General features: G+C 71.1%; 13 protein-coding genes. 6 read left to right on the top strand and 7 right to left on the bottom strand.

Features of this window, described 5'->3' with window-relative positions:
* Positions 1 to 6 precede the first annotated feature (6 nt).
* Positions 7 to 741, top strand: a complete 735-nt coding sequence (locus AC07FN_RS05695) for a sugar isomerase domain-containing protein (RefSeq protein ID WP_478394554.1) — start codon at positions 7 to 9, stop codon at positions 739 to 741.
* On the opposite strand, the gene AC07FN_RS05690 is transcribed toward AC07FN_RS05695, so the two are convergent.
* From AC07FN_RS05690 to AC07FN_RS05675, 4 genes are all read right to left on the bottom strand, one after another.
* Entirely contained in the window at positions 738 to 1,559 is an 822-nt protein-coding gene (locus AC07FN_RS05690; RefSeq protein WP_478394553.1) for an enoyl-CoA hydratase/isomerase family protein, read from the bottom strand. The genes AC07FN_RS05695 and AC07FN_RS05690 overlap by 4 nt on opposite strands.
* A gap of 67 nt (positions 1,560 to 1,626) precedes the next feature.
* Positions 1,627 to 1,836, bottom strand: a complete 210-nt coding sequence (locus tag AC07FN_RS05685) for a helix-turn-helix domain-containing protein (RefSeq protein ID WP_093260265.1) — start codon at positions 1,834 to 1,836, stop codon at positions 1,627 to 1,629.
* Positions 1,837 to 2,024: 188 nt separating this feature from the next.
* Positions 2,025 to 3,653, bottom strand: coding sequence for an ABC-F family ATP-binding cassette domain-containing protein (locus tag AC07FN_RS05680; RefSeq protein WP_478394552.1), 1,629 nt, complete (start codon positions 3,651 to 3,653; stop codon positions 2,025 to 2,027).
* 242 nt (positions 3,654 to 3,895) lie between these two features.
* Complete coding sequence (locus AC07FN_RS05675) at positions 3,896 to 5,467, bottom strand: deoxyguanosinetriphosphate triphosphohydrolase family protein (protein WP_478394551.1); 1,572 nt, start codon at positions 5,465 to 5,467, stop codon at positions 3,896 to 3,898.
* Between the two features lie 58 nt (positions 5,468 to 5,525).
* On the opposite strand from AC07FN_RS05675, the gene AC07FN_RS05670 reads away from it, so the two are divergent.
* From AC07FN_RS05670 to AC07FN_RS05655, 4 genes are all read left to right on the top strand, one after another.
* Positions 5,526 to 6,725: a lycopene cyclase family protein gene (locus tag AC07FN_RS05670; protein ID WP_478394550.1), complete on the top strand. Its 1,200-nt coding sequence runs from the start codon at positions 5,526 to 5,528 to the stop codon at positions 6,723 to 6,725.
* A gap of 189 nt (positions 6,726 to 6,914) precedes the next feature.
* Positions 6,915 to 8,609: an EAL domain-containing protein gene (locus AC07FN_RS05665; RefSeq protein ID WP_478394549.1), complete on the top strand. Its 1,695-nt coding sequence runs from the start codon at positions 6,915 to 6,917 to the stop codon at positions 8,607 to 8,609.
* Between the two features lie 93 nt (positions 8,610 to 8,702).
* The gene (locus tag AC07FN_RS05660) at positions 8,703 to 11,111 is read left to right on the top strand and encodes a GH92 family glycosyl hydrolase (RefSeq protein WP_478394548.1); all 2,409 of its coding nucleotides are present in this window, start codon (positions 8,703 to 8,705) and stop codon (positions 11,109 to 11,111) included.
* A 29-nt stretch (positions 11,112 to 11,140) separates the two neighbouring features.
* Positions 11,141 to 11,314, top strand: coding sequence for a serine hydrolase (locus AC07FN_RS05655; RefSeq protein WP_478394547.1), 174 nt, complete (start codon positions 11,141 to 11,143; stop codon positions 11,312 to 11,314).
* A gap of 54 nt (positions 11,315 to 11,368) precedes the next feature.
* On the opposite strand, the gene AC07FN_RS05650 is transcribed toward AC07FN_RS05655, so the two are convergent.
* Entirely contained in the window at positions 11,369 to 12,349 is a 981-nt protein-coding gene (locus tag AC07FN_RS05650; RefSeq protein ID WP_478394546.1) for a nitroreductase/quinone reductase family protein, read from the bottom strand.
* 461 nt (positions 12,350 to 12,810) lie between these two features.
* Between AC07FN_RS05650 and AC07FN_RS05645 the strand changes: the two genes are divergently transcribed.
* Positions 12,811 to 12,984, top strand: a complete 174-nt coding sequence (locus AC07FN_RS05645; protein WP_478394545.1) for a hypothetical protein — start codon at positions 12,811 to 12,813, stop codon at positions 12,982 to 12,984.
* A gap of 69 nt (positions 12,985 to 13,053) precedes the next feature.
* Here the strand turns inward: AC07FN_RS05645 and AC07FN_RS05640 are convergent, their stop codons facing one another.
* Together AC07FN_RS05640 and sufU are read right to left on the bottom strand one after the other, a co-directional pair.
* Positions 13,054 to 13,464: a metal-sulfur cluster assembly factor gene (locus AC07FN_RS05640; protein ID WP_358307410.1), complete on the bottom strand. Its 411-nt coding sequence runs from the start codon at positions 13,462 to 13,464 to the stop codon at positions 13,054 to 13,056.
* Positions 13,465 to 13,674: 210 nt separating this feature from the next.
* On the bottom strand, positions 13,675 to 14,130 hold the full coding sequence (gene sufU / locus AC07FN_RS05635; RefSeq protein ID WP_132491500.1) for a Fe-S cluster assembly sulfur transfer protein SufU: 456 nt from the start codon (positions 14,128 to 14,130) through the stop codon (positions 13,675 to 13,677).
* Positions 14,131 to 14,133 lie beyond the last annotated feature (3 nt).

Raw genomic sequence — 14,133 nt, 5'->3', positions numbered from 1 at the left:
CGCAAGATGTCGGAAACAGGCCCGGTTCACGCCGAGCGAACGCTGGAACACCTGCGAAAGATCGGCACCCACAACGCCGAGGCCCTTCGGGCCGCCGCCGACCGCCTCTTCGCCGCGGTCCGGGCGGACGGCCTCGTGTTCACCGCGGGCGCGGGCCATTCGCTGGCCGGCGTGATGGAGTCGTACTACCGGGCGGGCGGCCTGGCCGCGGTGCGGCCGCTGTACCACCCGGACCTGCTGCCCCTGCACGGCGCGGTGGCCAGCACCAGGACCGAACGCCGCACCGGCCTGGCCGAGGAGGTGCTCACCGCGGCCGGTTTCCGGGGCGGCGCGGACGCGCTGGTGGTGTTCTCCAACTCCGGGGTGAACCCCTACCCGGTGGAACTTGCCAGGCTCGCCCGCGCGGCGGGCTCGACGGTCGTGGCGATCACCTCGCCGACGGCCAGCGGCGAGGCCCCGAAGCGCGCGGGCACGACGCTGGCCGAAGAAGCCGAGATCGTGCTGGACACCCTGGTCCCGGGCGGCGACGCGAGCTACCCGCCGGCGGAGCCGGTGACGGCACCGCTGTCCTCGATGGCGAACGCGTTCCTGTGGAACATGCTGCTGGTGCAGATGTACGACCTGGCCGACGCGGCCGGCGTCGACCTGCCGGTCTGGCGCAGCTCGAACACGGTCGGCGGCGACGAAGCCAACGCCGCCAACCTCGCGCACTACGGAGCGCGGGTGCCCGGCCTGAACTAGTCCGAGCCGAGCTGCTCGGCCAGTTCCGCGATGCGGCGCAGCTGGGCGGCGCGCTCGGCGGCGAGCTGCTGCTCCGGGTCGACTGCCTCGTCGGCCTGGACCAGCAGCGCCAAGGTCTCGCGGACCGCACCGTCCGGCGGTTGGGCGACGGCATCGGCGAGCTGGTCCACGGCGTCGTCGAGCAGGTCGGGTTCGACGACGGAGTTGGCCAGACCGAGCCGCAATGCCTCGTCCGCCTGAATTTCCCGCCCGGTCAGGCAGATTTCCACTGCCTTTGCGTAACCAACGGTCCTGACCAGGGGCAACGTGCCGCCAAGATCCGGCACGAGCCCCAGGCCGGTCTCCGCCATGCGCAGCCGGGCATCGGTGGCGAGCACGCGCAGGTCGCACGCCAGGGCGAGCTGGAAACCAGCGCCGATGGCGTGCCCCTGCACGGCCGCGATGGTCACCCGATCGGGTTCGCGCAGCCAGCTGAACCCCTGTTGGAAGCCGGCGATCTCGGCATCGGCCTGCTCGGTGGGGCGCTGGGCCAGCGCCGCCAGCCCGGGCGCCCCGTCGACGTCGGCGAAACCGAAGAGCCGGCGGTCGAGGCCGGCCGAGAACGACCGGCCCGCGCCGCGCACCACCACTACCCGGACCTCCGGGCCCAGGGATCGTCCGATCTCCCGCAGCGCCTGCCAGGTGTGCGGTGTCTGCGCATTCAGCTTGTCCGGGCGGTCCAAGGTGATCGTGGCCCGCCGCCCGTGGATCGTGAACCCCACACCGCCACGATCCAACAGGCCGGCGTCCACTATCGAATCCGCCAAGCGGACCTCCATTGCAGATCTGAGCAGATCTCTGGAGTCGTGCTATGTCGTAGGTGCAGACGGCCGGTGGCCGTCGTGCTCACTTCTTCTTCGAGCGCGTCGCGCCCCCGCGGCCCCGCAACTGCACGCCTGATTCGCTCAGGACGCGGTGCACGAACCCGTAGGACCGGCCGGTCGACTCGGCCAGAGCGCGGATGCTCGCCCCCTTCTCGTACTTCTTTCTCAGGTCACTGGCAAGCTTGTCCCGCGCGCTACCCGTGATGCGCGCGCCTTTCTTCAGCTCAGCCACGGTGTCCCCGCCTTCCCTCTGAGCAGGTCGGGCCTCGCGACCCCTGTCAGCGCAATGATCGAACAGGAAACGCGGGAACGCCAGGCGATCATGGAAAAAAGATCGGCCAATGGTCGAGATGACCGCGCGGCGATCACCGGAATGCACTAATCCATCCGTAGTAGCGGACGCTGCGAGCGCAACCTCTGCTACGCCAACTGGACGAGGTCCAAGTAGTCGTCCGACCAGTGGTCTTCGGTCCCATCCGGCAGCAGGATGACCCGTTCCGGTTCGAGTGCCTGAACCGCGCCGGGATCGTGCGTGACCAGCACGACGGCGCCGGCGAAGCTGCGCAGCGCGTCGAGCACCTGCTCGCGGCTCGCCGGGTCGAGGTTGTTGGTCGGCTCGTCCAGCAGCAGCACGTTCGCCGCGCTGGAGACCAGGCCCGCGAGCGCGAGCCGGGTCTTCTCGCCGCCGGAGAGGGTGCCGGCGGGCTGCTTCAACTGCTCGCCCTGGAACAGGAACGCGCCGAGCAGGGTGCGCAGCTGCTGCTCAGGGGTGTCCGGCGCGGCGCTGCGGACGTTCTCCCACACCGTCGCGTCGTGGTCCAGCGTTTCGTGCTCCTGCGCGAAGTACCCGACGCGCAGCCCGTGACCAGGCACGATCTCACCCGAATCGGGCTTCTCCATGCCGCCGAGCAGGCGCAGCAGGGTGGTCTTGCCCGCGCCGTTGAGGCCGAGGATGACGACCTTGGCGCCGCGGTCCACCGCCAGGTCGACGCCGCTGAAGATCTCCAGCGAACCGTAGGACTTGGACAGCCCGTCGGCGGTCAGCGGGGTGCGCCCGCACGCGGCCGGCTCCGGGAAGCGGATCTTGGCGACCTTCTCCTGGGCCTGCTCCGTCTCGGCCTCGGCCAGCAGCTTCTCCGCCCGGCGGGCCATGTTCTGGGCCGCGACCGCCTTGGTCGCCTTGGCCCGCATCTTGTCGGCCTGCGCCATCAGGGCCGACGCCTTCTTCTCGGCGTTGGCGCGCTCGCGGCGGCGGCGCTTCTCGTCCGCGGCGCGGGCGTCCTGGTAGCGGTCCCAGTCCATGTTGTACACGTCCGCCTCGCCGCGGATGGCGTCCAGGAACCACACCTTGTTGACCACGGCCGCCAGCAGCTCCACGTCGTGGCTGATGACCACCAGGCCGCCGTCGTGGTTCTTCAGGAAGTCGCGCAGCCAGTTGATCGAGTCGGCGTCGAGGTGGTTGGTCGGCTCGTCGAGCAGCAGCGTGCTGGCCGAACCGCCGCCGGGCCCGGACTCCGACGCGGCGAACAGGATCCGGGCGAGCTCGACGCGGCGGCGCTGACCACCGGAGAGCGTGCGCAACGGCTGGTTGAGCACCCGGTCGGGCAGGCCGAGGTTGCTGCAGATGCGCCCGGCCTCGCTCTCCGCGGCGTAGCCGCCGCGCGCGGCGAAGCGCTCCTCCAGCCGGCCGTAGCGGGCGATCGCCTTGTCCCGCTCCCGGTCGTCGACCAGCTCGGCCATGGCGGTCTGGGCCTTCTCCATGTCGCGGATCAGCTGGTCCAGCCCGCGCGCGGAGAGCACCCGGTCCTTCGCCGTGACGGTGAGGTCGCCTTCGCGCGGGTCCTGCGGCAGGTAGCCGATCTCGCCGCGGCGGATCACGTCGCCCGCGTAGGGCTGGCCCTCGCCGGCGAGCACGCGCAGCGTCGTCGTCTTGCCCGCGCCGTTGCGGCCGACCAGGCCGATCCGGTCGCCGGGCTGGACGCGCAGGGTCGCGTCGGAGAGCAGGATGCGGGAGCCGGCGCGCAGTTCCAGGCCGGTGGCAGAAATCAAGGGGAACTCCGAAAGTCGGTGGTCAAGCGATTCCATGAGCGCGCCCACCGGCCGGGCCGGGTGGGCGTGGGCACTGCTGAGCGGCTCGGTCGCTAAACGACGACCGGGCGAATCAGCGATGGAGTGGCGCGGGGAACGCGAACCACGTAGCGCTTGCTAACCACGAACCCAGTGTATCGGGCGTTGTCCACCGATTTGATCGCAGACCTCATCACGTCGGTCACAACCGGCGGTGCTCCTGCTCACAGCACGAACGTGTCGTTCCACAGCTGCGTGGTCCGGCCCGACAGCGCCTCCAGCAAGGCGGCGGCCTGGTCGTCGGTCAGCGAGGCGACGAAGTCGATCACCGCTCGGCCGCGCGCCATCCGCTCCAGGCGCTCCGCGTCGACCGGCTCCGCGTCACCCGGCGCCAGCAGCAGCTCCGGGTCGTCGCTGCGCAGCTGCGAGAACTCGGCGCGGGCCCGGTCGAACAGGTCGCGCAGGCGGTGCGGCAGCCGGGCGGCCTCACTGCGGTCGATCAGCCAGTTGTCCAGGGCCTCGACGAGCTTGCTCAGCAGCCGGTCCTGGCCGCGCTGGTGCAGCGCGAGGTCGGGGCGCTGCAGCACGAACCGGCGGTGCACGAACTTCAGCACCTGCACCTCGTGCCACTGCTCCACCGCGAGCGCCACGTGCCCGGACCGCGTGTTCGGGTGCTCGTCGACCTGGATGCCCTCGACCAGGCGCTGCGTCCACTCCCCGGAGAAGGCCGCGATGGACCGCTCGGCGAGTTGGGACCGGTCGAAGGGCACCTCCAGCAGCTTGTTGACGAGGTTCGCGACGACCTTCTTCACCGCGCTGACGAACGCCTCGTCGTCGGCGATCCAGTCGTCCTTGGCGTGCAGCCGGCGGCGCAGCCGCTCCAGCGAGCAGCCGGGGCGCATGCCGTCGCCGGCGAGCTCGGCGTCGGAGCGGGCGGCGAACTCCGCGACGTGCCCGAGCCACTCGGTCAGCTCGTGCGAGACGCTGGTGTGCTGCAGGACCCCGACCCGGTGGAAGTCCTCCAGGTCGTGGATCGCGTAGGCGATGTCGTCGGCGGTGTCCATGATCGACGCCTCGACGGTCTGCTGCCAGTCCTCGATCCGGCCGGCGAACGCCGCGCGGGCATCGATCAGATCATCGATTTCGCTGCTGTAGCAGGAGAATTTCGCCGATCCGGTGCCCGGCTGGTCCGCCGGCTCGGATGCGCCGCGCGGCGGCGAGGCCAGGTGCCGGGGGTGCGGCTGCGGGCGGGACAGCCGGGTCCACGGGTACTTCAGCAGCGCGGCCCGCACCGCCGCGGTCAGGTCCAGTCCCTCGCCGCCGACGCCGCGCACGTCGATGCGGGTGACCACGCGGTAGGTCTGGGCGTTGCCCTCGAACCCGTCCGGCAGCGAGAAGCGCTGCCGCGCCAGCCTGTCCAGCACGCTCTCGCCGAGGTGCCCGAACGGCGGGTGCCCGAGGTCGTGGCCGAGCCCGGCGGCCTCGACCACGTCCAGGTCGCAGCCGCCGAGGCGGTCCAGGCGCGCCACGTTCTCCCGGTTGGCCATCAGCCGCTCGGCGATGGCCCGGGCGACCTGCGCGACCTTCAGGCTGTGGGTGAGCCGGTTGTGCAGGAGCAGCCCGGAGCCGCTGGGGCTGACCACCTGCGTCACGCCGCCGAGGCGGGCGAAGAACGCGGAGCTGGACACCCGGTCGCGGTCCGCGCGGAACGGGCTGGCGGCTAGGTCACCTGGGCCGTGAGCGGATCCGGCGCGACTGCTGCGCCGACCGGTCCGGGTTGGCTGCACATCCTGCATGGGCTCACGTTAGCGGCCCTGGCCGCGCGATTGGTGGCCGACGTGATCTGATGATCCGGTGGATGTCGTTGTCGTGGGCGGCGGCCCGGCGGGTCGTGCGGCGGCGGCTGCCTGCAGCGATACCGGCCTGCAGGTGACGCTCGTCGATCCCGCACCGCGACGCGTCTGGCCGCACACCTACGGGACCTGGCGCGACGAGCTGCCGCCGTCGGTGCCACCAGCTGCGATGGCATCGGTGATGCCGCGGATGGCGGTGCGCGGCACCGAGCGGCACGAATGGCAGCGGCCGTACGCGGTGCTGGACAACGCGGCGCTGTGGAAGCACCTCTGGCGTCCCGACATCGTCGAGGTGACCGGGCGCGCGACGGCCGCCGAGCACGGGCCGACGGGGTCGACGGTGGTGCTCAAGGACGGCCGGCGGATCGCGGCGGCCGTCGTGGTCGACGCGACCGGCGCCGCGCGGGCCCTCTCCGGCGGGCGCCCGGCGCACCCCGCGGCCCAGCAGTCCGCGGTGGGCTGGGTGGTCGACGCCGCGGCGGCGGAACCGTACTGCGATCCGGACGCCGGCGTGTTCATGGACTGGCACCCCGCGCCGCAGACCCGCGGCGGCTGGCCCACGTTCCTCTACGCGGTCCGCCTCGGCCCGGACCGGGTGCTGCTCGAAGAGACCTCGCTCGCGCGCCGCCCGGCGCTGCCGCTGGCCCTGCTGCGCAGGCGGCTCGCCGGACGGCTCGCCGCCGCCGGGGTGACCGAGCAGGAGCGGATCGGCGAGGAGCGGGTCCGGTTCCCGGTGGACGATCCGCTGCCCCGGCCCGGGCGGGTGATCCCCTTCGGCGCGGCGGCGGGCTTCGTGCACCCGGCGACCGGGTTCAGCGTGGCGGGCTCCCTGCAACGCGCGCCGTGGCTGGCGGCGGCGATCAGCGCCGCGCTCCCCTCCGGCCCGGCCTCCGCCGCCAGGGCGAGCTGGTCGATCTTGTGGCCGCCGCGCGCGGTGGCCGCGCACTCGCTGCGGCACCGGGCGCTGCAGGCCCTGCTGTCGCTCCCCCCGGACCTGGTGCCGGAGTTCTTCGAGGTGTTCTTCCGCCTGGACGAGCCGCACCGGACGGCGTTCCTGGCGGCCGAGGGCAGCGCCGCCGGGACGACCGCCGCGATGTCGGCCCTCTTCCGCAGCGCGCCGTGGCGGATCCGGCGCAGATTGATGCTCGGCGGCCTCACGGTGGGACACCCGCCCGCCCGGCACGGACTCGGCGGCAGCTGAAACCCGCACACCGCCTGCAGCGAAACCGCTCCGTTTCGTTGTGTCGATGGCCACAGGGTCGCCGACTGGCCGATGCTTCACGCTGGCAAAACAGGCTAGGTTGGGCCGCGGGGAGAGGCGGTGTCCTCCGCCGGGGATGAGGAACTGAGATGTCGGTGAACAGGTCGTGAACATCGTCGATGGAGCGGCATGAGCCCGGGCAACATCGACTCCGTGCTTGCGCTGGTTGACGAAGTGCGCTTCGCGTTCCAGCCGTTGATCAACATCAAGACCGGTGCCATCGTCGCGATCGAGGCGTTGGCCCGGCCGGCGGGCGCGCACGTCCAGGACCTCTTCCGGGAGGCCGCCCGGCAGCGGCGGCTGACCGAGCTGGACGTGGAACTCGCGACCGCCGCGTTGATCTCGGCGGCGGAGCACGAGTCCTTGCTGCCCCTCCACCTGAACATCTTCGGCGGCACCGTCACCCACGACCTCTCCCGGCTCGACCTGCTGCGCGAGAAGCTCCGCGAGATCGGCCGCCGCGAGCAGGAGGTGACGCTGGAGATCGGCCCACCGTTCGCCCGGCTGGACTCCGCCACGCTGCTCAGCGGGGTGGAGAAGCTGCGCGCCGACGGCTTCCAGGTCGCCCTGGACGGCGTGGGCGAGGGCGACGTGCCGCTGACCCTGATCGCCGACATCGGGCCCGCCGTGGTGAAGCTGGACCGCGGCGTGGTCGCCGGGCTGCCGGACAGCGCCGCCCGGGTCGCGGTGGTGGAGGCGGTCCGCCACCTGTGCGAATCGACCGAGAGCCAGCTGGTCGCCGAGGGCGTGGAGAACGAGCGCCAGCTGACCGCGCTGCGCCGCAACGGCATTCGCCTGGTGCAGGGGAACTTGCTCGCGCCGGCGGCCCGGCGGCCCCCGACGGCGAGCAGCGTGCCCGGCGTGGCGGCGGAGGTGACCGACCCGCACGGCCCGTCGATCAGCACCCTCGCGACCGGGCCCCGGGTGACGGAGTTCCTGTCGCCCGCGACGATGCTGCCGATCGACGCGACCGCCGACAAGGTGCGCGGCGTGCTGGCCGACCACCCCGAGATCAGCGGTGTGGTGCTGGTCGACGAGCTGAACCGGCCGCGGTGGACCATCGACCGCAACCGGTTCCTGCTCGCGGTGACCGGCCCCTACGGGCACGCGCTGCACGCCAAGCGCGCGGCGTCGCGGCTGGCCGACGAGCCGCGGGTGGTCAACACGGCGACGACGGCGATGGAAGCGCTGGGCCTGGTGACCCGCTCGGACCAGTACCGGATGTACGACGACGCGATCGTGGTCGACGAGTCGGGCCGCTGCCTGGGCGCGGTGCGGGCCGGCGACCTGATCCGCGGCATGGCGGAGCTGAAGGTGGAGGAGGCAGCGGCGCTCAACCCGCTTACGCGGCTGCCGGGCAGCGACGCGATCGCCCGCGACGTGGCGCGCCGGATCGCCGCCGGTGAGATCTTCGCGGTGAGCTGGCTGGACATCGACAGCTTCAAGAAGGTCAACGACACGGCCGGGTTCTCCGCTGGCGACGACCTGATCCGCTCGATCGGCCGCGGCCTCACCGACGCGGCGACGGCGCTGCGGTCGGTGCAGGTCGGCCACGTCGGCGGCGACGACTTCTTACTGGTGAGCGATCTCGACGACCTGGTACGGCTGGCGAGCCTGGTGCTCGACCCGTCGCGCTCGGCGGGCGAACTCGACGTGACCCTCTCGCTGGCGACCCTGGTGTGCACGCCGACCACGGTCCACGGCTACGACGAGGCTTCCAGCCGGCTCGCGCCGCTGAAGCAGCGCGCCAAGTCGCTGTCCGGTTCGAGCTGGGTCATGTCGCGGCCCGGCTCGGACCGCATCGAAGTGCTCCGCGGCGCGTAACACGCACGGCGGATTGCCGAACCCTCCCCGGATCGCCCTAGGCTGGTGATCAAGCTCCACATGACAACGTTGTCACCAATGTGGGAGGGCCGAGTGCCAACGCATCGCCGCCGTCGCAGGATCGCGACCACCGCCGCACTGCTCCTGGCCTGGCTGACCGGAGCACAACTACCCGCCGCCGCGCAGCCCGCCGACCCCGTCGAGGCGGTGAACACCTTCATCGGCACCAAGGACGAGGGCAACACCTTCCCCGGTGCGGCTGCGCCGTTCGGCATGACGCAGGTCAGCCCGATCGGATCGCACTACGCGGGCTGGCAGTACGACGACGCCAAGATCAAGGGGTTCGGGCACTTCTTCCTCTCCGGCGCGGGCTGCTGGGAGCAGGGCGGGCTGGTCTCGACGCTGCCGACCACCGGCAGCATCGGCGCCGGCACCGGGCACGACTTCGACATCACCGCACCGTCCACTTTCGACCACGAGCGCTACGCGGCCGCGGCCACGCACGACGGCGAGGTCGGCGACGCGGGCTACTACCGCACCCGGCTGACCGACTACGGCGGCGTCGACGTCGAAGCCACCGCCGACACCCGCGTCGGCGTCGAGCGTTACACCTTCGACAGCGGCGCCCCGGCGCACGTGTTCCTCAACATCGGCCAGGCCAACGCGAAGAACCCGATCAACGCGAGCGGCCTGGAGATCGTCGACGGCCAGACGGTGCGAGGCTGGGTGCGCAGCAAGGGTTTCTGCGGCGGCCGGGACTACACGCTCTGGTTCACCACGCGCTTCGACAAGCCGGTGACCTCGTTCGGCACCTGGCAACCGGACGGCGGCCGGTTCGACCGCGCCGCGGTCTCCGGCGGGGAGGGCCTGCGCGGTGCGTGGTTGACCTTCGCCGACCGGCAGGTCACCGCGACGACGGCGATATCCTATGTGGACCAGGCCGGCGCGGATGCGAATCTGGCCGCGGAGGGCTTCGACGGCGAGCAGCAGCTCCGGTTCGACCAGGTTCGCAGGCACACCCAGGAGAACTGGCGGCGAGAGCTGGACCGGATCAAGGTCTCCGGCGGAAACGCCGACGACACGGCGATCTTCTACACCTCGCTGTACCACGTGCTGCTGCAGCCGTCGACCGCCACCGACGCCGACGGCCGCTACCGCGGGTTCAACGACCGGATCCACCGCGCCGACGACTGGACCTACTATCAGTTCTTCTCGCTGTGGGACACCTACCGGACGCAGAACCAGCTGCTGGCGCTGCTGGTCCCGGACCGGGCCCGCGACATCGCGCGGAGCGTGCTGGCCATCGAGGAGCAGGGCGGCTGGCTGCCGCGGTGGGCGTACGCGAACTTCGAGACCAACACCATGACCGGCGACCCGGTCACCCCGTTCCTGGTGGACCTGTGGCGCTTCGGCGCCCTTGCGGGCCGCGAGGAGCAGGCCTACCGGGCGCTGTCGCAGAACGCCAACGGCGTTCCGCCCGCGGAATCACCGTTCGAGGGCCGCGCCGGGAATCCCTCCTACCTGGCAAGCGGTTTCGTGCAGTACGACCCGGATTTCCCGGAGAAGGGCCAGGACGTCGACCCGGCGCACGGCGGCTCAGCGACGATGGAGTACGCGCTGGCCGACTGCTCGCTGTCGCTGCTGGCCGGGGCGCTGGGCCGGGCCGACGACGCGGCGGCGCTGGCCGAGCGCGGCCGGTCCTGGCGCAACGTGTGGGACCCGCAGGTGCACGACGCGGAACGCGGCTTCACCGGGTTCCCCCGGCCGAAGAACGCCGACGGCAGCTGGTTCGAACCCTACGAACCGATCTCCGACAAGGGATTCCACGAAGGCACCGCCTGGCAGTACCAGTGGCTGACCCAGCAGGACGTGCCTGGGCTGCTCGACGCCGTGGGCGGCGCGGAGCAGGCCGGCCGGCGGCTGGACGTGTTCTTCGCCTACGACAAGCTCGTCCAGGACCCGGCGCGGACTGCGCGGGAGGATTGGGTGATCGACCCGTACGACTACTACGGGCAGTTCCGCTACAATCCCAACAACGAACCCGACCTGCACTCGCCGTGGATGTACTCGCTGGTCGGGCAGCCCGCGAAGACCTCCGCGGTGGTGCGGGCGCAGCAGACCCTGTTCACCAACGCCGCGGACGGCGTGACCGGCAACGACGACCTGGGCACCATGTCGGCCTGGTACGTGTTCAGCGCCCTGGGCCTGTACCCGACGACGCCGGGCACCGGCGAGTTCGTGCTGAACGCGCCGCGGTTCGCCGGCGCCGTCGTGGAGCTGCCGGGCGGTCCGCCGCTGAAGATCGAGGCACCCGGGGCCGACGGTTCGAAGCTGCAGTACATCGACGAGGTGCGGATCTCCGGTGCCCCGCAAGAACGGGTGTCGGTGGACCTGGAACGGCTGCGGTCGGGCGGCACCATCGAGCACCGCCTCGCCGACCAGCCCACCGACTGGGCCACCGGGCCGGACGCCGCGCCCGCTTCTCCTTGCGCGGCACCGTGATCCGGTTCCGCCACAGCGGTCCTCGAGCCGTGGTGCAGCCCTCCCGCGCAGGCTGGGTGCGGTGCCGGAAGGGCCGGCGTGTGGTGCTGGTCGAGCGCGGGCTGCTGGAGCTCGACGCGCCGATCGCCGAGCACTGGCCCGAATTCGCCGCCGGGATCACGCTCCGCATGGTGCTCGCCCAGCGCTCCGGCTTCGCCGGCTGACGAACGACGATCGCGGGTGGTTCCAGGCCAGGAACCACCCGCGATCTCGTGCGCTCACGGGATGTTCGGCGCCGGCCCCATCTTGTTGAGGGCGTCGACGACCGTCCGCTCCTCGTAGGCGAAGTGCTCCTCGAGTTCGGACGCCAGGACTTCCAGCCGTTCCCGCAGCTGCACCGGGTCGCTCTCGCCCGGCACGTAGCCCTCCACGAGCTGCCGGATCTCGTCCTGCAGCCGCGCCACCACCTCGTGCTCCTCGCCCAGCCTCGCCAGATCCGGGGCGAGTTCGGGGTACTGCTGGGCAAGCATCGGGAAGGCGCCCATGTCCTCGCCCGTGTGGTGCTCCTTCACGGCCGCGCAGAACTCCATGCAGTGCGCGCGCATCTGCTCCGCCAGCCCGGGCTTCGCCCGCTCCAGCGCGGCGTCGCCCGCAGCGCCGGCGATGATCTCGTCCACCTGGGCACGGAGCTCGGTGAGCTCCTTGCGGAGCCAATCGTGGCCCGCCACAAGGAAGTCGCCCAAGCCGCGCACCCGCTCGGCGCCGGAATCCGATGTGGACTCCGCCGCCGGTTCCGCCCCGGCGATCGGCTCGGCGCCGATCCGGCGCAGGGTGATCACCGGCAGCACGCGGGTGGTCTTCTCCTGGTACTCACCCATGCCCGGAGCCTGCGCGACGACCCCGGCGAACAGCGCATCGCGCTCGGCGCCGGTGGTGATGGTCGCGATCGCCTCGTAGGTCTCGGTACCGGTTTCGACCGTCACCTGCGGGTTCTTCGCGATGTTGTGGTACCAGGCGGGATTCTTCGGGCCGCCCATCGCCGACGCGACGACCAGCGGCTGCCCGTCGACCTCGAAGTAGCCCAGCGGGCCCTCGCGGCGCCGGCCGGACCTGGCGCCGATCGTGGTCAGCACGACCAGCGACCAGCCCTCCATCCAGCCGCTGAGCTTGCCGTTGTTCCGCCTGAATTCCTCGACGACCTGCCGGTTGAACGCGTTGGCGTCGAAGTCGGCGTAGTCGTCGGTCTGTCCGTCGGTCATGCAGTCCTTCCCAATGGATCGGTTGATCGGAGGACGAACACCACCAGGAGCGGACACGAAAAGAGCCCCGCAGGCCAGGAACGCTGGAGGGAAACGTCGTACCGCAGGCGGATTACCGCAATAAGACGAGACCAGGTGCGAGACACGCAGAATCGTGCCGCAACTCAAAAGGTGGCTTAGAAGCCGCTACCTCCATGCGTAGGCCCATCCGGGGCGCGCCGAAAGATTAGCAGGGGCCTACCACGCCCGCAAGGCGGAGCACCCCGGAAACCACCTTCACCCGGACCGCACCAAGCCCCGGAAACCGTTCCACCACAACGGTTTCCGGGGCTTCGACAGCGAACCGGCGGAGACGAGGACGCCGGCGTTGTTCACGCACCAGCCGCCGGCCGGCTGGACGTGGGCGAAGACGTAAAGAACGGTTCGAGTGCCGCGCAAATCCGTTGGCGGCTGTCCGGCGCGTGGTCCTACATCAGCGCCGTCGACCACTCCGGCTGGGCGCGCCCGGCCCGGGCCCCGGCCGGGCGTTCCACGAGGAAGCGCTGGCCCGCTCCTCCGCCGAGATCGACGCCGCGCAACTGCTGCTGGAGCGCGTCGCGGCGGTCGCGGATCTAGGACCGGAGATCACGCCCTGAACAACCCCAGCACGACGATGAGGGGACCTGCCATTGCGGCAGGTCCCCTCAACAGGTCGAAAGCCAGGATCAGACGGTGAATCCGAGGGCGCGCAGCTGCTCGCGGCCTTCCTCGGTGATCTTCTCCGGGCCCCACGGCGGCATCCACACCCAGTTGATGCGGAAGTCGTTGACCAGGCCGCCGCCCGGGCCGGTGGTCAGCGCGGCGCGCGCCTGGTCCTCGATGACGTCGGTCAGCGGGCAGGCCGCCGAGGTCAGCGTCATGTCGACGGTCGCCGTGTTGTCCTGGTCCACCCGGATGTCGTAGACCAGGCCGAGGTCGACGACGTTGATCCCCAGCTCGGGGTCGACGACGTCGCGCAGGGCCTCCTCGACGTCTTCCAGCGCGGCCACCTCGGCAGCCGGCGCAGCCTGCTCGGGCAGCGCCTCGGCGCTGCGGGCCACGTCGGTTTCCTCCTGCACCGGGGCTTGCTCGCTCATGCCAGTTCCGCCTCTCCGCGTTTCACAGTTGTGGTTGCGCCCGGCTCGATCTCGCGTTTCGCAGTTCCTCGTGGCTGGTTCGCGTCACGTTCCCCTGAGGTGCGACTGAAGAGGACTCGGGGTGACACAGGGCTGCTCATGACGCCTCCACGGTGTTCTGCGCGACACCCGCACCCGGTCGGCTTACATGAGCGCGGAAGAGATTGTCGCTCATGACGCCTCCACGACCACACGCGAAACCGCGTCCTTGAAAGCCATCCAACCCAGCAGCGCGCACTTCACGCGCATCGGGTACTTCGCCACTCCCGCGAACGCGACGCCGTCCTCCAGCACGTCCTCGTCCGGCTCGACCTTCCCGCGGCCGTGCATCAGCTCGCTGAACGCGGCCTCGGTGGTCAGCGCCTCCCGCAGCGGCCTGCCGACGACCAGGTCGGTGAGCACCGACACGGACGCCTGGCTGATCGAACAGCCCTGCCCCGCGTAGGACACGTCGTCGACGATCGCGTCGGTGTCCGTGCCCGTCAACCGGACCCGGAGGGTGACCTCGTCGCCGCAGGTGGGGTTCACCTGGAACGACTCTGCGTCGAACGGTTCCCGCAGGCCGTGCCGGTGCGGTTTGCGGTAGTGGTCCAGGATGATCTCCTGGTACATCTGTTCAAGCTGCATGAA

The sequence above is a fragment of the Saccharopolyspora sp. NPDC045941 genome, from assembly GCF_056431445.1.
The sequence above is the reverse complement of the archived record's forward strand: the minus strand, read 5'-3'. Positions and strand labels throughout refer to the sequence as shown.